The 17783-nt window shown below is 72.7% G+C and carries 14 protein-coding genes and 1 pseudogene; 12 read left to right on the forward strand and 3 right to left on the reverse strand.

What is annotated here, in order from left to right; translation table 11 throughout:
* Positions 1–14 precede the first annotated feature (14 nt).
* The 3 genes from JGS22_RS16605 to JGS22_RS16615 are packed head-to-tail and all read right to left on the reverse strand — an operon-like array spanning position 15 to position 1926.
* Positions 15–383, reverse strand: a complete 369-nt coding sequence (locus tag JGS22_RS16605; RefSeq protein ID WP_308405709.1) for an Asp23/Gls24 family envelope stress response protein — start codon at positions 381–383, stop codon at positions 15–17.
* The gene (locus JGS22_RS16610) at positions 380–1345 is read right to left on the reverse strand and encodes a hypothetical protein (protein ID WP_211039404.1); all 966 of its coding nucleotides are present in this window, start codon (positions 1343–1345) and stop codon (positions 380–382) included. Before JGS22_RS16610 ends, JGS22_RS16605 begins: the two co-directional genes overlap by 4 nt.
* The gene (locus JGS22_RS16615; RefSeq protein ID WP_308405824.1) at positions 1342–1926 is read right to left on the reverse strand and encodes an RNA polymerase sigma factor; all 585 of its coding nucleotides are present in this window, start codon (positions 1924–1926) and stop codon (positions 1342–1344) included. The genes JGS22_RS16610 and JGS22_RS16615 overlap by 4 nt, the downstream gene beginning before the upstream one ends.
* Positions 1927–2251: 325 nt before the next feature.
* On the opposite strand from JGS22_RS16615, the gene JGS22_RS16620 reads away from it, so the two are divergent.
* The 12 genes and pseudogenes from JGS22_RS16620 (at position 2252) to JGS22_RS16675 (ending at position 17615) form a co-directional block, all read left to right on the forward strand.
* Positions 2252–2764 (forward strand): Asp23/Gls24 family envelope stress response protein, encoded by a 513-nt coding sequence (locus JGS22_RS16620; protein ID WP_211039403.1) that lies wholly within the window; start codon positions 2252–2254, stop codon positions 2762–2764.
* A gap of 89 nt (positions 2765–2853) precedes the next feature.
* Entirely contained in the window at positions 2854–3039 is a 186-nt protein-coding gene (locus JGS22_RS16625; RefSeq protein WP_211039402.1) for a hypothetical protein, read from the forward strand.
* On the forward strand, positions 3036–3587 hold the full coding sequence (locus tag JGS22_RS16630) for an Asp23/Gls24 family envelope stress response protein (protein ID WP_211039401.1): 552 nt from the start codon (positions 3036–3038) through the stop codon (positions 3585–3587). The genes JGS22_RS16625 and JGS22_RS16630 overlap by 4 nt, the downstream gene beginning before the upstream one ends.
* Positions 3588–3592: 5 nt before the next feature.
* Entirely contained in the window at positions 3593–4321 is a 729-nt protein-coding gene (locus JGS22_RS26845) for a DUF6286 domain-containing protein (RefSeq protein ID WP_211039400.1), read from the forward strand.
* Position 4322: 1 nt separating this feature from the next.
* On the forward strand, positions 4323–5135 hold the full coding sequence (locus tag JGS22_RS16640; RefSeq protein ID WP_211039399.1) for a hypothetical protein: 813 nt from the start codon (positions 4323–4325) through the stop codon (positions 5133–5135).
* A gap of 227 nt (positions 5136–5362) precedes the next feature.
* Complete coding sequence (locus tag JGS22_RS16645) at positions 5363–6934, forward strand: S8 family peptidase (RefSeq protein WP_211039398.1); 1572 nt, start codon at positions 5363–5365, stop codon at positions 6932–6934.
* 396 nt (positions 6935–7330) lie between these two features.
* The gene (locus tag JGS22_RS16650) at positions 7331–8083 is read left to right on the forward strand and encodes a GntR family transcriptional regulator (protein WP_211039397.1); all 753 of its coding nucleotides are present in this window, start codon (positions 7331–7333) and stop codon (positions 8081–8083) included.
* A 339-nt stretch (positions 8084–8422) separates the two neighbouring features.
* The gene (locus tag JGS22_RS27420) at positions 8423–8722 is read left to right on the forward strand and encodes a hypothetical protein (protein ID WP_372454267.1); all 300 of its coding nucleotides are present in this window, start codon (positions 8423–8425) and stop codon (positions 8720–8722) included.
* Between the two features lie 107 nt (positions 8723–8829).
* Entirely contained in the window at positions 8830–11295 is a 2466-nt protein-coding gene (locus tag JGS22_RS16660; RefSeq protein WP_308405710.1) for a SpoIIE family protein phosphatase, read from the forward strand.
* 579 nt (positions 11296–11874) lie between these two features.
* Positions 11875–13779 (forward strand): annotated as a pseudogene (locus JGS22_RS16665) (ATP-binding SpoIIE family protein phosphatase); the annotation flags it as partial.
* A gap of 162 nt (positions 13780–13941) precedes the next feature.
* Positions 13942–16770: an alpha/beta fold hydrolase gene (locus tag JGS22_RS16670; protein ID WP_211039395.1), complete on the forward strand. Its 2829-nt coding sequence runs from the start codon at positions 13942–13944 to the stop codon at positions 16768–16770.
* Positions 16767–17615: an ABC transporter permease gene (locus tag JGS22_RS16675; protein WP_211039394.1), complete on the forward strand. Its 849-nt coding sequence runs from the start codon at positions 16767–16769 to the stop codon at positions 17613–17615. The genes JGS22_RS16670 and JGS22_RS16675 overlap by 4 nt, the downstream gene beginning before the upstream one ends.
* Positions 17616–17783: the final 168 nt, after the last annotated feature.

Genomic DNA, 17783 nt, shown 5'->3' on the forward strand with positions numbered 1-17783 from the left:
GGGCCGGAGACGGTTCACACGATGCCGGTGACGATCACCGTCACAGTGCTGCGCGACCCTTCCGGCAGCACCTCTCCGGCCGCCTCGGTCACCGCCGTGTGCACCGCGCGACAGACATCCACCGCCCGGTGGCCGCGGTGCAGCGCGATCCGCAGCTCGATGCCCGCCTGCCAGCGGTCGCGCCCGCCGGAGGCCGCTGTGAGCCGTACGGCGGGCAGGGCGCGTGGGGTGCGCGCGAGCTCGCGGAAGCCTCCCGCGCCGCGAAGGGTCGCGGCGAGATCCGGGCGCAGCCGGGCGACGCCGGCCACCTCCCCGGCCGCGTCGGCCGCCGCCTCGGCGAGAGCCTGGCGCAGTTCACGGTTTCGCTGGTTCGGGTTCGTCACTGGCTGCCTTCCTCCGAGTCCCCGTACGTGTCCGGTGCGTCCGGATCCACCGCGAGGTCGACGACGACCACGTCCACCGCCGCGACCTCCATGCCCAGTTCGCGGTCGGCCGCGGTCGCGACCCGCTTCCGCACGGAGTCGGCGATGGCCGGCACCGGGGTGGCCGTCCGCAGTGGGGCGATGATGCCGATGCGTACCCGGACCGGGCCCCTGGGCAGCCGCGCGCCGGGCCGTACGAAGCGGCGGTCGCCGCCCCCGGCCGGCGCGATGCGGCAGCTGCCCGCCTCCACGCCCGGCTCGCGCTCGGCGGCCTCGCGGAAGGTACGGGCAGCGGCGGTCTCGGTGATCCACTGGTCCTCGTCGGGCGCGCCGAGGGGCACCGAGGCGCCGGGCCGGAGTTCGGTGCGGACGATGTCCATCACCCTGTCGGCGACCCTGCCCGCGTGGGCGGTCGAGGTCTGCGCGGCGACCTGCTCGTCGCGTTCGATCTCCTCGCGCACGAAGCCGTCGAGCAGCCGGAGTTCGGCGAGTGCTGCCGAGCAGTGCGGGCATTCGGCCACGTGCGGATCGTGATCGAAAGCGGCCGGGTCGTCGGCCCACATCTCCCACAGCGCGTCCAGGCGGCGGCCGCAGGGGAGTTCGTCCGCCCCGTCGTCGTCCTCGGACGGGTCGTCCCCAGAGTGTGTGCGGGGTGCGTCCGGGTCGGGGGGCCCTCCGGCCGGCTGCGCCGAGGCGGTGCTCGCACGGTCGGCCGTCGAGCTGCCGTGCGGGCTCGCGCCGCGACCGTGCGTCGCCGCCTCGGGCGGGGCCGTGCCAGTCCCGCCCGAGGGGCCGGTGTTGCCCGTGGGGCTGTCGTTGCGGGCGGGGAAGTCGTTGCCCTCGGAGGTGTCGTCCGCGCTCTCCGCGCCGGCGGCGCCGACCGGAGGCGGTTCGTTCTCGTGCGGGTCGGGGGTCGCGCTCATCGCCATGCGCTCATCGCCTCCGTCAGAAAACGCCGTACGCGGAAGATCCGTCCTCGGACGGCCTGTTCACTGATGTCCAACACCTCGCTGATCTCGCGGTAGCTCAGCCCGTGCAGCTCGCGCAGGACCCAGCAGGCGCGCTGTCCCGGGCTGAGCGTCGCCAGCGCGCCGGTGAGGTCCTGCACCGCCGCCGCGCCCTCGGCCGCCTTGACGGGCGAGGACTGGTGCTCCGGTGCGCTCGGTTCCTCGCCGGGCCCGATGGGCTCGGTGGGGCGTCTGGAACGCAGCACGTTCAGACAGCGGTTGGTCATGATCCGGTACATCCAGGTGAGGAACGACGCGTCACCGCGGAAGTCCGGAAGCCGCCGCCACGCGCTGACGAACGCGTCCTGCACGGCGTCCTCGGCGTCGGCCTGGTTGCCGAGCATGCGCACCCCGAGGGTGAGCAGCACCGGCGTGTGGCGCCGCACCAGCGTCTCGAACGCCTTCTCGTCGCCCTCGCCGGCGCGTACGGCCAGCAGGGTGTCGCTGCGGGCGCTGTCGACCCTGCCCGGCGTCGTGTCCTCACCGGTGTTCTCCACCCCGCCGTCCTCCTCCGCGGCTGCTGCCCACGGGTTCTCACTCGGTGTCACCGAGCTCTCAGCTCCCTCTGGCGCACAGGGGCTCCTCGTCCGTCGGTACCTCTCCTCGGCCACGTCCTTTTGGACACGGCGCGGAACACATCGTCACGCGCCCGATCCCGATCCGGTGCGGGGCCGCGCGAGAAGCCGTCGAAAACGTGCTTGCCGGGCCCTGCCGACAACTCCCGAAAAAACTCCGACTCACCGCGTGAGGAACGGTGTTGGGCCGGGTCCAACGATCTGACAGCCCGCAACACCCGCATGGACCACGACGAGGAGAGAACCCATGGCCGCCAACACTTCGACCACCGTTCCCGAGGCCGTGACCGAGAAGGCGCAGCCCACAGTCCGGACCGAGAGCCGTTCGATGCAGAAGCACACCACGCTGAGCACCGGCAACCCCGACGGCCAGGTCGGCGAGCGCGGCAAGACCATGATCGCCGACGGCGTGGTGGAGAAGATCGCGGGCATGGCCGCCCGCGAGGTGCCCGGCGTGTATGCGCTCGGCGGCGGCTTCGCCCGTACGCTCGGCGCGGTGCGCGACCGGGTCCCCGGCGGCCGTCCGAACGTCGCGCGCGGCGTGAAGGTCGAGGTGGGTGAGCGTCAGACCGCGCTGGATCTGGAGATCGTCGTCGAGTACGGCGTACCGATCCCCGATGTCGCCCACGACGTGCGGGAGAACGTCATCGTCGCCGTCGAGCGGATGACGGGCCTGGAGGTCGTCGAGGTCAACATCAGCGTCGGTGACGTCCACCTGCCCGACGAGGAGGACGAGACCGTCGAGTCCCGCGTCGAGTGAGCGGCAGCGGTGACTGAGCAGTCGGAGCAGGCAGACCAGTCCGGCGGGGCCGAGCGGGCCGACCGGGCGACGGGACCGAGGAGAGACGCGTGAACAAGGCCTCCACAGGGCTGATGACGGGAATGGCGCTGGGCTTCGCCGGCTGGTTCGGCGGCTTCGTTGCCTTTCTGCTGGTCGGCGCGTTGGGTGCGCTCGGCTGGCTCGTCGGCCGGGCGTTGGACGACGGTGCCTCGCCACTCGATCTGCTGCGCGGACCCGGCCGGAGGGATCAGTGAGTTCCGGCCGGGACTCGGCACGGCGGGCGTTCGCGCTCCCGCCGGCCGGGGAGCGCGGTGCGCTGGTGATCAGCGACCGCACCCGGAACCGGATCGCGGTCCAGGCGGCGGCTGACGCCATCGAGCAGAGCGTTCCCGCCCCGGTCGCCACACGTCCGCGCGCGGACGTACGGGTGCGGCGCGGCGCCGCGCAGGTTCGTCTGGCGATCGCGCTGCCCTACCCCTCGGACATCCCCGCGCTCTGCGCCGGCGTGCGGGAAACGGTGGCGGAGCGCTGCGCGGAGCTGACCGGGACCCCGGTCCGCCGGGTGAGCGTGCTGGTCGACCGGCTGGAGCGGACCGCGGGTCCGCCCGGCCCGGTTTCCCCGCCCGGCCTGAGCCCGGATCGGGTCGAGGGCGCCACTGCGCCAGGCGATCCGCCGGCGGGCGGTGCCCTGCCCTGGGCGCGCGAGGCGTCGGCCGACGGTGATCCCGCCGGGGCCCGCGCCGACTCGGCGGCGGGCGGGGCGGGTTCCCCGCGGGACGCGACGCCGGCGGGGGAACGGTGAGCCCGGTGGGACGTGCCTGGACCACCCGGCGGCGTCCGGTCGCGTTGCTCTCCTTCGGTGTGGTGCTCGCCGCCGCCGCGGTGCTGTCGTTCGTCCTGCTCGCGGTGCTCGACACCGGCGGGCCCGGAGTCGGCGACCGACTCGCCGACCGCGGGCGGGAGCTGTGGCGGACGGCCACCGACCGGCTGCCGGTGCTCGGCGACACCGCGGTACTGCTGGTGGGGGGCGCGGTCTGCGCGGCCCTGGCCGCGGCCTGGCTTCTGCTGCTGAGCGTCACCCCGACCCGCCGCTGGTGGGTGATGAAGACGGGCCGGCCGGGCGTGTACGCGGAGTTGGACCGGCGCGGCGCGGCGCTGCTGCTGCGCGACTCCGCACTCGCCGTGCCGGGAGTCCGCACCGCGACCGTACGGGTGCGACGCCGGGGCCACCGGGTGCGGGCCACTGCTGCCTTCGGCGAACTGGACCGCGTGGAGCGGCAGTTGAACGAGGCGCTGGCGGCCACCGTCGAGGTGCTGGGCGTCGTCCGCCGGCCGCGGCTGAAGGTCGTCCTGACACCCGCCGACCACTGGGTCCCGCCGCACCGAGCACCCGCCTCCCTGCCGTCGTCGAACGCGTCCGCCACCGACGCGTCCGCCACCGGCACGTCCGATGCTTTCGGCAGTCCGACGGCTCCTCCGCACGAGCGGCGCGAGGCCGGCCCGGACGCCAACGACCTTCTGTCCAGGGGGAACTGACGTGACGTCGGCAACTGCTTCCGCTCCGCGCTCCGGCGCCCCCGGGTCGGTGCCCGAGGTGGGCCCCGCGGTGGGCCGCGCGGTGAACCGCCGCCCCGAGCGCGCTCTGCGCCTCACCAATCGGCTGGCGCTGGCGCTGGGGGCGCTGCTGCTGCCCGCGCTGGCCTGGTACGCGCTCACCGCCGCCCAGGCGGCGGGCGGCCCGCCGCGCAGCCTCCCGAGTTGGTGGCCGGGTGCCTCCGGCAGCGGTGCGCTGCCCGGCTCCGACTGGTGGCACACGCTGCGGCAGTGGGCCGAGCCGTCGGCCGGTGAACCGCTCTGGCAGGTGCTCGCCGCAGCAGTGCCCGCGCTGGTGCTGTTGGCCGCCTCGGTGTGGCTGTACCGGCTGGCGGGCCCGCGGGTGCGTCGATTCCTCGGCGTGCCCGGCGTGCCCGGCGTGCCCGGTGTGCCCGGTGTGCCCGGTGGGGACGCGCGGCTGCGCGGCACGGCGCTCGCCTCGGCCGTCTCCGCGGACATCCGCGAGGTGGCGGGGGTGCGCCGCGCTCGGGTCACCGTGCACGGCCGTCCGGGCCGACCGTGGCTGCGACTGTGCGTCACCCTCGATCCCGGCGCCCAACCCGCGGCTGTCCTGCGGGAGTTGGAGGAGCAGGTCGTGGTGCGTGCCCGTACGTCCTCGGGCCGTGCGGGACTGCGCGCGACGGTGCGGTTGCGGGTGGTCGCGCACCGGCCGAACCGGGTCGCCGAGAGCGCGGCGCGCGTGCCGCTGCCGAACGGCCCGCGACGCGCCCGGAGTTGGTCCACAACAGGCGGCTGAATGTCGTCCGAACTCACGGTCCTTTCCGACTCGATTTACCAATTTGCCGTGACATCAAGGGAGTTGGGGCTGCTTGGCATGACATCCACGTGACAGCTGTATGAAGTCCGTGCACATCTCTTGTGGGATTCCTGTACCTCGGTAAACCTTTCGTGCAGCCGATGCGAATGTCATGTTCGCGTCTGGCGGCCCTCACATTGGCGCACCATCACGAGAAGGAATCTCTGATGACAGTGTTGCGTTCTTCCAGACGTCGGTTGTCGGTCGCGGTGGTGGCCGCGGCGGCCACCCTCGCCCTCGGCGCCGGCGCACTGCCCGCGGTCGCTGCGGACGGCCCGCAGGGCACCATCCTGGGCGCGGGTGCTCCCGGGACGATCAAGGACAGCTATCTCGTCACCCTCGACGGGTCCGGCCCTGCCGCGGCATCGGCCAAGGGCCGTGAGCTGGCCGAGAAGTACGGCGCGAAGATCAAGCTCACCTACCGGGCCGCCCTCAACGGCTACGCGGTCCAACTCACCGAGAAGCAGGCCAGGAAGTTCGCCGCCGACCAGGCGGTGGAGTCGGTCGTGCAGGACCAGCGGGTCTCCATCGACGCCACCCAGAGCAACCCGCCGTCCTGGGGTCTGGACCGCATCGACCAGCCCGACCTTCCGCTGGACAACAGCTACACCTATCCGGACTCCGCGGGTGAGGGCGTCACCGCGTACATCGTCGACACCGGAATACGCCACTCCCACTCCGACTTCGGCGGACGCGCCGACTTCGGCTTCGACGCCTTCGGCGGGACCGGCAACGACGGCAACGGCCACGGCACCCATGTCGCGGGCACGGTCGGCGGCACCGCCCACGGCGTGGCCAAGAAGGTGGACCTGGTCTCGGTGAAGGTGCTCAACGACTCCGGATCCGGCACCATCGCCGGCGTCGTCGCCGGTGTCGACTGGGTGACCGACAACGCCCAGAAGCCGGCGGTCGCCAACATGAGCCTGGGCGGTGGCGCCAACGCCGCCCTGGACGACGCCGTGCGCAACTCCATCTCCTCGGGCGTCACCTACGCCGTAGCGGCGGGCAACGACAACCAGAACGCCTCGAACTACTCGCCGGCCAGGGTCGGCGAGGCCCTGACCGTCGGCTCCACCACCCGTACCGACGCCAGGTCGTCGTTCTCCAACTACGGCGCGATCGTGGACATCTTCGCGCCGGGGTCGGAGATCACCTCTGCCTGGCACACCGGTGACAGCGCGACCAACACCATCTCCGGGACCTCGATGGCCGCGCCGCACGTCGCGGGAGCCGCCGCTCTCGTACTCGGCGAGGACGGCTCCGCGAGCCCGGCGGCGGTCGCCTCCGCACTGGACTCGGCCGCGGTCGACGGCAGGGTGGGCAACCCCGGCAGCGGTTCGCCCAACAAGCTCCTCCAGGTCGGCGGGGGCGGCGGCAGCGAGCCGGGAGAGCCCGGAACCCGCTTCGAGAACACCGACGACCTCCAGATCCGCGACCTGCGCACGGTCGAGTCCCCGCTGAACGTCACGGGCGTCGCGGGCAACGCGCCCTCCGGGCTGACCGTGGACGTCGACATCAAGCACAGTTGGATCGGCGACCTGCGGATCGATCTGGTCGCACCGAACGGCACCGCGTACCGCGTGAAGGACTACGGGCAGGGCGGCAACACCCGTGACCTGAAGCAGAGTTACACGGTGGACGCCTCCACGGTCGCCGCCAACGGCCAGTGGAAGCTGCGGATCACCGACAACGCCTACCTCGACACCGGCTACCTCGACTCCTGGGCACTGGAGTTCTGAGCCGGCCGCTCCGCGAGGGAGTGAACTGCCCGCGCGGCACCCGCCGTTGAGGCGCGGTGCGGGCACTCGGTTGCGGCATGGGCGGACAGTGTCCGTCGATGCCGCAACCGGCGTCCGAGCAAACCGACACCCGTGCCGAACCGAACGCCCGTGCCGAACCGACACCCGTGCACTCCGCGGCACGGCACCGCGCACCGCGACAGCCCTCCCGGCCCGACCGGGAGGGCTGTCGCCGCTCCCGGCAGCCGGACCCAGGCGGCTGTGGTGGAGTGAGCGTCGCCGTGACCAGTGGTGACTCATCACATCGAGTGAACGCATGGCCTTTCCCGCCGGCCGACGGCAACCGCTTGTCAAGCTGTTGCCCACTGTCAACCTCTCGGCCCTCAGGGAGGAACCATGTCCTTCGGTGACCAGCCCGCGTATCTGCGTGTCGCCGGCGATCTGCGCCAGAAGATCATCGACGGCACCCTCGGTCCGCACGCGCGTCTGCCCTCGCAGGCGCGCATCAGGAGCGAGTACGGAGTCTCGGACACCGTCGCCCTGGAGGCCCGCAAGGTGCTGATGGCCGAAGGGCTGGTGGAGGGCCGTTCCGGCTCGGGCACCTATGTGCGCGAGCATCCGGTGCAGCGCCGGGTGATCCGCAGCGGCTATCGCGCTCCCGGGCTCGCCAGCTCCTTTCGCCAGGAGCAGGCCGACGACCGGGTCAAGGGCACCTGGGAGGCGCGCAGCAGTCAGCAGGACGTCCCGCCGGGAGTGGCCGAGCGACTGCTGCTGACCGCCGGCGACCGCGTCATGCGCACCGAGTACCTCTTCCGCGACGAGGGCGAGCCGGTAATGGTCTCCACTTCCTGGGAGCCGCTGGCGATCACCGCCCGTACGCCCGTGCTCCTGCCCGAGGAGGGCCCGCTCGGCGGTCAGGGAGTGGTGGAGCGAATGGCCGCCATCGGGCAGATTGTGGACAACGTGGTCGAGGAGCTGAGCTCCCGCCCCGGCAGTGCGGACGAGATGACCGCGCTCGGCGGGGTGCCCGGCCACCACGTACTGGTGATCACCCGTACGTTCCACGTCGGGGGCCGCCCGGTGGAGACTGCCGACGTGGTGCTGCCCGCCGACCGGGCCAGGGTGCTCTACCACCTGCCGGTCCGCTGACCCGCGCTGCGCCGCCCCGCCCGCGACACGTCCCGCCCGCCCGTACGTTCTGTCCCGAGGCGCGCCCCGCCCGCCGTACGTCCGAGCTGCCGCGCTCCGACCACACCCTTCGGCCCTCGCTCCTCGGCCCCGGTCCCCGAACCCCGGCCTCGCGACGCCGCGTCAACTCCCCACCCGCCCCGGCCGGTTGATCGAACCCCTCCGCGAGTGGCGGTGGTCTCTCCTTGTGCCAAGTCGACTGCGCTCGGTGAGTCGCACGCGTACGCTCTGGCATATGCGGATTCTGACGTCGAGTGCAGTGGTGGTCGTGGTCGGCCGGGGTGTGGGCGGTGGTTTCCGGTGAACGAGCGTGTGGACCCGTTGCCGTGGATGGTGATCAGGCAGGACGAGGGCGGTCGCTACCGGATCGGCCGGTTCGCAACGCTGCTGGAGGCACAGGCGCTCGCCGAGCGGTTGACCGCCCAGAGCGAGCGCGGCGAGCAGGGCCGGGTGCTGCCCGCCGGGGAGGTCGAGCCGGTCGCCGCGGGCTCCGGTACGGAGGCTGGTCGCGAGCGGGGCGAGGCTCGTACGGTGGGCGCCACCCGGGTGCGTCGCTATGTGGTCGAGCGTTTGGACTATCCAGGCGGTGACCGAGCCTGAGCGCGTGCACAATCGGGTATGTGTGCTGTTAGTACAGTTTGTCTTGCTGCTGTGGGTCGAGCTCGACAGTGCCCCGGCGGCGCCACCCGAGCAGGGACGTGGGCGGAGTGAGCGAGGGACCGAGCGCAGCCGATTCGCTGCTCGACACGCTCCCCATCGGCGTGATCATCCTCGACACCGGCGGCCGGGTGTTGCTGTGGAGCCCCACCATCGAGGACATGCTCGGCTGGAGCGCCGAGGAGGCCACCGGTCACCGGTTCGTCGAGTTCCTGGCCTCCGCCGACCGGGAGGCCGATCCCGCCCTCGGCATCTACGGCGAGCTGCGGCGGGGCCGGGTGTGGCGCGGTTTCCTCACCGCGGTCCACCGGGACGGGCGCCTCGTGGACACGCAGTCCCAGGCGGCGCTGCTGGAGGACGCGGACGGGGAGCCGTTCATCCTGGCCAACGTGGTCGAGATCAACCGGCTCCGGGCCATCGAGCACGATCTCGCGGCCCTCGACGCGCTCTTCGACTCCTCCCCGCTCGCCATCGCCCTCTTCGACGAGCGGCGGCGCTTCGTACGGGTCAACAAGGCGCTGCTGGCCCTGCACAACGCCACCAACGACGAGCTGATCGGCCGCACGGTCGAGGAGGTGCTCCCTTCCTTCATGTCGCGGGAGATCTCCGACGTGCAGTCCGTGGTGCTGGAGACCGGGCGCACCGTCATCGACATGGTGATGCCCTCCCCGGACGGCAGGGGGGCCCGGTCGGTCTCCTACGGCCGGCTGACCGACCGCTCCGGCAAGGTCGTCGGGGTCAGCTGCACCATCATGGACATCACCGAGCGCCGCGACGCCGTACAGAACGTGGAACGCGCCCGCCAGCGGCTGATGCTGCTCGACGACGTCAGCGTCGCACTGGGCGACCTGCTGGACGTCCGCAAGCTCTCCAGGGCGCTGGCCCGCGCGCTGGTGCCTGGCTTCGCCGACTACGCGGGGGTGATGCTGCGCAGCGAGGTCTTCCAGGGCGACGAACTCCCCGCCGCCCCGCCCCAGTCCGGTGTCCCGCTGCTCCAACTCGGTGTGGCCGCGGGCCGCACCGGTCCGGCGGTGGGCCGGATGCTGCGAGCCGGCCAGGACGTGGCGCTGGCGCCCGACTCCTTCTTCGCGACGGTCCTGCGCAGCGGCAGACCCCATCTGGCGGGCTCACAGCGGGAGTTGCTGGCCGCCACCTACCGCGGCGACCCCAAGGTGCAGGCCGCGCTGGACCTGGACATCCACTCGCTGCTCTGCGTTCCGCTCAGCGCCCGCGGCATCGTGCTCGGCCTGCTGGTGATCAGCAGAGCCGGCGAGCGGGAGGGTTTCGACGACGACGACGTCGCGCTCACCATGGAGTTGGCCGGCCGCGCCGGCGTCTCGCTGGACAACGCCCGGCTCTACGCACGTGAACGCGAGGGCGCGCTGATGCTGCAACGCAGCCTGCTGCCCCAGCGGGTGCCCTCGCCGCCCGGGGTACGGGTCGCGGTCCGCTACGTTCCGGGCAGCAGCGGCACCGAGGTGGGCGGCGACTGGTTCGACGTCATCCCGCTGGCCGGTGGCCGGGTGGCGCTGGTGGTGGGTGACGTCATGGGGCACGGGCTCAGGGCGGCGGCCACCATGGGACGGCTGCGCACCGCCGTACGCACCCTCGCCCCGCTCGATCTTCCGCCGCACGAACTGCTGCGCCAGATCAACGACTTGGCCGACGACCTCGCGCAGGGGCCGGAGGAGCCCCTGATGGCGACCTGCGTGTACGCCGTCTACGACCCGTCCACCCGTACCGTCAGCCTGGCCAAGGCGGGCCATGTGCCGCCGCTGTTGGTCGGTGCCCCCTCCGCGGGTGGTGAGCGCGCGGCCGAACTGCTGGAACTGCCGTCCGGGGCGCCGCTGGGAGTGGAGGGCGTCCACTTCGAGTCGGTGGACGTCCGGATCGAGGAGGGCGCGGTGCTGGTGCTCTACACCGACGGCCTCGTCGAGACGCGGGGCGAGGACATCACCGATGGTCTGGCGCGGCTGAGCGGCCGGCTCACTCGGCAGACCGCGGGAGGCCGGCCGTTCGACATCGAGGACGCCTGCGACGACGCCATCGAAATGATCACGCCGCACAGCGACGCCGTCCCCGCGCAGGCGGACGACGCGGCGCTGCTCATGGCCCAGCTCGGCGGGCTGCCCGACGACTCCTCCGCCAGCTGGACCTTCCCCGCCGAGACGCTCGCGGTGCGCCGGGCCCGGCACGAGGTCCGTACAACCCTCCAGCGCTGGGGCCTTGAGGAGCTGACGGACGAAGCGGTGCTGCTGGTCAGCGAGTTGTTCACGAACGCGCTGCGGTATGCGCACGGCCCCATCGGCGTACGGATGGTGCGGGCCGGTTCGCTGCTCGTCGAGGTCTCCGACCCCCTGCCCGACCCGCCGCGCGAACGCACCCCCGACCCCGACGACGAGGGCGGCCGGGGCATTCAGCTCGTGGCACAGTCCGCCCGCCGCTGGGGGACCCGGCGCGGCCCGGCGGGCAAGACGGTCTGGTTCGAACTCTCCCTGCCCCACTGCCCCGCCTGAGGCGGGTCCCCTGATTCGCCTCGGCCGGGCCGGCGTTCCCGCCCGACCTGAGGCGCCTCCCTTCCGGCGGCGGTCCGCGTCCTCGGGTCGGACCGGCCGCCCGTCGAGTCGAGACGCACCGGAGTCCGAGCCGGGCCGCGCCGGGTCCCCCAGCGGCGGGCGGGACGGCGTGTGCCGGTGACGGTCGGGCGGGCCCGGCGCCCGTCCGGATCGGCCTGCGCCGACTGCCCGTTGTGCCTCCGCCCGTGTCCGGAACTGTCCGTCGAGCGCCGCGCACCTTGCGCCGCGCAACCCGTGCCTGCATGATCAATTCGGCGTGTCCCGCCCGCTGTTGGGGCGTCCCCGCGCGCTGTGCGCAACCGTGCACGGCGGCGGGCCGGAGCGGGTCCGAGCGCGTGACCAGCGACGCGTGCACACGAGGGGCGACACACCGGCTTCGGTCGACAAAGCGGCGGGCGGGGGTTCGGGCCCGGTGTCGCTGGTTATGAGAGAAGAGGAGGGCGGCGACCGATCGCAGGCGTTCGTGACCGGGCGCGAGTGACCGGCAGCTGTCCGTAGTACAACTGAGCAACTGTCGTACGGCATTGGCGGATACGGGTGTTGCCGCGTCAGGACTCCTGCGAGACTGCGCGCAAAAGGCTCGTGAGCCGGGACGACGGGGAAGGGGCTGCGTTGAGCGACATTCCAGCAGAGGCGGGCAAGCCGGACGACGTACGGCGGGCTCTCGCGTTGCTGAACGCCGCCGGAGCGCGCATGGGCAACTCCCTCGACCTCGAGAAGACCGCGCGCGAGCTGTTGGACGTCGCCGTACCGCAGTTCTGCGATCTCGCAGCCGTCGACCTGTACGAAGAAGTCCTCGCCGGCGACGACCCGCAGCCGGGGAGCGGAGAGGGCAGCGCGCCGCTGCGCCGGGTCGCCTTCGCCAGCGCCGTCGGTGACGGCTCCGATCCCGACACCGTGCCGCTGGGCTCGACGCACCGGTACGCCTTCGAGTCGCCGCACGCGCTGGCGCTGCGCACCGCGAGGGTCCGCGCCATCCAACCGGTCAACAGCGAGGGGGAGGCGGTCTCCGCCTTCGGCGTGCTGGTCCACTCCAGCCTCGCCGTGCCCATGATCGCCGGCGAGCGGATGCTCGGCCTGGTGCAGTTCTCCCGGGTCAAGGGCAGCGAGCGCTTCGGCGAGCGGGACGCGGCGCTCGCCGCCGAGCTGGCCGCCAGAGCCGCCGTGTGCATAGACAACGCGCGCCTCTACCGCCGCGAGCACGAACGCGCTCTCATCCTCCAGCGCAGTCTGCTGCCCCCGGGCAACCCCGCCGCAGCGGGCCTGGACATCGCCTGCCGCTACCACCCCGGCACCGCGGCCACCGAGGTCGGCGGCGACTGGTTCGACGTCATCGAGCTGCCGGGGCACCGGACGGCGCTGGTCATCGGTGACGTGATGGGCCGCGGTCTGCGTGCCGCCGTCGCCATGGGCGAACTGCGCACCGCGGTACGCACCCTGGCTCTCCTCGACCTCGAACCGGCCGAGGTGCTGGAGCGGTTGGACGAGATCGCCCGCGGGCTCGGCGACTCGCGCTACAACCGGCGCGGCGGCGCGCCCTCCGAGGACACTCTCGCCGAGGTCTACCTCGCCACCTGCGTGTACGCCGTCTACGACCCGGTCTCCCGCCGCTGCACCATCGCCAACGCGGGCCATCTGCCGCCGGTGCTGGTGGAGGCGGACCCGGGCGGCCCGGGCAGGCCCGTTTCGGCGCAGGATCGCGCCGAGCTGCTGGACGTGCCGAAAGGCGTTCCGCTCGGGGTGGGCGGCGAGCCGTTCGAGCAGATCGACATGCAACTGCCCGACGGTGCGCTGCTGGCGCTGTACACCGACGGGCTGGTGGAGTCGCGTCACCAGTCCCTCGACGCCGGGCTGAACGCGTTCCGCGCCGCGGTCGCCGAGTGCGACCGACCGCTGGAGGATGTCTGCGACCGGGTGTTCGCCCGGATAGACATGCTGGACGGTGAGGACGACATGGCGCTGCTGCTGGCCCGGGTGCACGGTCTGCCCGGCTCCAGCGTCGGCGACTGGCGCCTGTCCGCCGAGCCCCAGTCGGTCGCCCGCGCACGGGAGTTGGCCCGCCGGGAGCTGGCGGAGTGGGATCTGCTCGCCCTGGCGGACACCACCGAGCTGCTGGTCAGCGAGCTCGTCACCAACGCTCTGCGGCACGGCTCGGGCACCATCCGACTCCGGCTGCTGCTGGACCACACCCTGGTCTGCGAGGTGTGGGACACCGGGCAGGTGCAGCCGCGCCGCCGCCGTGCCATGGACACCGACGAGGGTGGGCGCGGGCTGCAGCTGGTCGAGTTGCTCTCGCAGCGCTGGGGCAGCCGGCGCACGCCGGACGGCAAGGCGGTCTGGTTCGAGCTGGGGATGCCCTCGGGCAGCTCCGGCCTGTCCTCGGCCTCTGTCGACGCGCTGCTCGACGCGTTTCCCTCCCTGTAGCGCGGCGGGTGCCGGCGTCGGCAGCCGCCGAGGCGCTGTTCTGCCGCGGGCGACGGCTTCGCAGCCGGGAGAAGCGTCCGGGCCGGGGCGGGCGGAGGGCCGGATTCCGCCGGAGGGGGACCCGTACGCGGTCTGATCGGCCGTCCGCTTACGCTTCCTGGCATGGGACTTCGACTCACGGGCAGGCGGGGCCGCCTGATCGCCGGCGGTGCCGCGTTGGCGCTGCTGGCCGGCGCCGGCGCGGTGACGGCCGTCGCCGCCGACTCCGACACCCCGGTGACCCGCGCCGACCGCACCATGTCGATGCCGGGAGCGAAGATCGACACCTCGTTCTTCACCACCGGCGCGACCACCGCCGACGACCCGAAGCCCGCCGTGCTCCTCGGCCACGGCTTCGGCGGCAGCAAGGACGACACCCGTGAACAGGCCGAGAAGCTCGCCCGTTCCGGGTACGCGGTGCTCACCTGGTCCGCGCGGGGGTTCGGCGAATCCACCGGCAGAATCGGGCTGAACGACCCGGCACGCGAGGGCAAGGACGTCTCGGCGCTGATCGACTGGCTGGCCGAACGCCCCGAGGTGCGCCAGGACGCCGACGGCGACCCCAGGGTCGGCGTCGCCGGAGCCTCCTACGGCGGCGCCGCGGCCCTGCTCGCCGCCGGGCACGACAAGCGGGTCGACGCGATCGCCCCGGTGATCACCTACTGGGACCTCGCCGACGCCCTCTTTCCCGGCGGCGTCTACAAGAAGCTGTGGGCAGGCATCTTCTTCACCACCGGCTCGGTGATGGCGCAGGGCAACGAGGACGAGGGAGCCGAAGGGGCCGAGGAGAACGGCGGCGGCCAGGGCTCCGAGGAGGAGCCCGGCGGGGGCGCCCCCGAAGGCGGTGCGCAGGAGCCCGGCGACGGCCCGGCCGTCACCCCGCCACCCGGCCAGGGCCAGGAGGGCTGCGGACGGTTCGTCGAGCAGCTGTGCCGGATGTACGAGCGAGTGGCCGAGTCGGGCCAACCCGACGAGAGCGCACGCGAGTTGCTGAGCGAGCGGAGCCCCTCCGCCGTCGGCGACCGCATCAAGGTGCCCACCCTCGTCGTCCAGGGGAAGACGGACTCCCTCTTCCCACTGGAGCACGCCGACACGATGGCCAAAACCATCAAGGGCAACGGCGCGCCCGTCTCCGTCGACTGGATCGCGGGCGGTCACGACGGCGGAGCCATGGAGACCGACCGGGTGCAGCAGCGGATCACCGACTGGTTCGACAAGCACCTCGCCGAGCAGGACAGCGCCGACACCGGCCCCGCCTTCCGGGTCTCCCGCAGCGGCGGCCTGGACTCCACCTCCGGCGGCGTCACCCAACGAGGTGCCACCGGCCCCGCCTACCCGGGCCTGTCCAGCGGCGAACGCACCGTACGGCTGACCGGCGAGGAGCAGACCTTCCGCAACCCGCCCGGCGGCGGCCCGCCCTCCATCTCGGCGGTGCCCGGCGTCGGCAGCGGACTCAGCCAGCTCGGGGCGGTCGGTTCGGGCATCAGCGTCGACTTCCCGGGCCAGCACGCCAGATTCACCTCCGCCCCGCTGACCGGGAGCATGCAGGTGACCGGCTCGCCCACCGTCAAACTGCGGGTGAGCGCCGAGAACGACGATGACGAGCGTCCGGTCCGCGACGCGGTGCTCTTCGGCAAGCTCTACGACGTCGGGCCCGACGGCCGCCGGGTGCTGCCCTCCCAACTCGTCAGCCCCGCACGGGTCGAGGACGCCGCCGAGGGCCGTGACGTCACCCTGCGGCTCCCGGCGATCGACCGCGAGATCAAGTCGGGCCACCGTCTGGAACTGGTGCTCGCCGCCACCGACCTGGGCTACGCCTCGCCCGGACGTGCCGCCGACTACACCGTCTCCCTGGACGACACCGCGCTCCGGGTGCCCACCGCGCCCCGCGTCGACTCGGAGGGCATGGGCCTGCCCTGGTGGGTCTGGGGGCTTCCGCTGATCGGCCTCGCAGTGGCGACGGCCCTGCTGCTCACCGGACGGCGCCGCACCAGGCCCGTCGCACCCGACCCCGAGCTGGCGCAGGTGCCGCTCCACATCACCGGGCTCTCCAAGCGCTACGCGGGCGCGGTGGACCGGTATGCCGTGCGGGACCTCGACTTCCGGGTCGAACGCGGGCAGGTGCTCGGGCTGCTGGGGCCCAACGGCGCGGGCAAGACCACCACGCTGCGGATGCTGATGGGGCTGATCAAACCGGACGAGGGCGAGATCCGCCTCTTCGGCCAGGCCGTCCGCCCCGGAGCACCGGTCCTCTCGCGGGTCGGGGCGTTCGTCGAGGGCGCGGGCTTCCTCCCGCACCTGACCGGGCGCGCCAACCTGGAGCTGTACTGGCAGGCCACCGGCCGCCCGGCGGAGGACGCACATCTGGAGGAGGCTCTGGAGATCGCCGACCTCGGCGAAGCCCTGGACCGCGCCGTACGCACCTACTCCCAGGGCATGCGGCAGCGTCTGGCCATCGCCCAGGCGATGTTGGGCCTGCCGGAGCTGCTCATCCTCGACGAGCCGACCAACGGCCTCGACCCGCCCCAGATCCGAGAGATGCGCGAGGTCATGATCCGGTACGCCGAGGGCGGTCGTACGGTCATCGTCTCCAGCCATCTGCTGGCCGAGGTGGAGCAGTCCTGCACCCACCTGGTCGTGATGGACCGCGGCAGGCTCGTGCGTTCGGGCCCGGTCGCGGAGATCACCGGCGAGGGAGACAGCCTGCTCGTGGGCGTCCACGGCGACCACTCCGCCGCGCAACTCGACGCCTGGGCCGACAAGGTGGCCGCGCTGCCCGGTGTCGAGGGCGCGGTGCGCACCGACGACGGACTGCTGGTGCGGCTGTCGGGGGCCGGTCCGCAGGAGCTGCTGCCCGAGCTGCTGCGTCTGGACGTCCCGGTGGAGCGCTTCGGGCCGCACCGTCGGCTGGAGGACGCCTTCCTCACCATGATCGGAGGACAGTCGGCATGACCGAGCTCCTGGAACAGGCACCGGGCTACCGGGCGAGCCGCACCCTGCCGCTGAGGGTGGAGGCGATGCGGCAACTGCGCCGCCGTCGCACCCTGGTGATGGCCGGGATGCTGGCAGTCCTCCCGCTCGTCCTGGTCGTCGCGTTCGCCGTCGGGGACGACGAACCGGGGCGCAGGGTGAGCCTGATGGACACCGCGACCACCTCGGGGCTGAACTTCGCCGCCGTCTCGCTCTTCGTCTCCGCGGGATTTCTGCTGGTCGTCCCGGTCGCGCTGTTCTGCGGGGACACGGTCGCCTCGGAGGCGAGCTGGTCCTCGCTGCGCTACCTCCTGGCGGCCCCCGTGCCCCGAACCCGGCTGCTGCTGAGCAAGCTGGTCGTCGCGCTGGCCTTCAGCGCCGCGGCGTTGCTGCTCCTGCCCCTGGTGGCACTCGGCGTCGGCACGGCCGCGTACGGCTGGGGCCCGTTGAGCCTGCCGACCGGCGGCTCGTTGCCGGCGGGGGAGGCGCTGCTGCGGATGACCATCGCGGTCTGCTTCGTCTACGTCTCCCAACTGGTCACCGCAGGCTTCGCGTTCTGGCTCTCCACCGTCACCGACGCGCCGCTCGGAGCGGTCGGAGGCGCGGTGGGACTGGTCATCCTCGGCAACGTGCTGGATGCGGTCACCGCGCTGGAGCACTGGCGCGAATTCCTGCCCGCGCACTGGCACTTCGCCTGGATCGACGCACTCCAGCCGGAGCTGGAGTGGGGCGGCATGCTCAAGGGCTCCGCGGTTTCGGTCTCCTACGCGACGGTGCTCTTCGCCCTCGCCTTCCGAGGCTTCCGCCGCAAGGACATCGTGTCCTGACAGCCCGGTGGACGAACTCCGCCCGTCCACCTCCGCAGGCCCACCCGACGGCTCCCCGCCAACCGGGTGGGCCTGCGGCGTCGAACGCCGTGTCTGCCCGCCGCGCTACGGGCCCCGCTCTTCCATGGGAAGCCCATTCATGTGATGAGCCGCCTGATCCCGCCGAGG

The sequence above is a fragment of the Streptomyces tardus genome, assembly GCF_018101125.2.
Taxonomy (GTDB): Bacteria; Actinomycetota; Actinomycetes; order Streptomycetales; family Streptomycetaceae; genus Streptomyces; species Streptomyces tardus.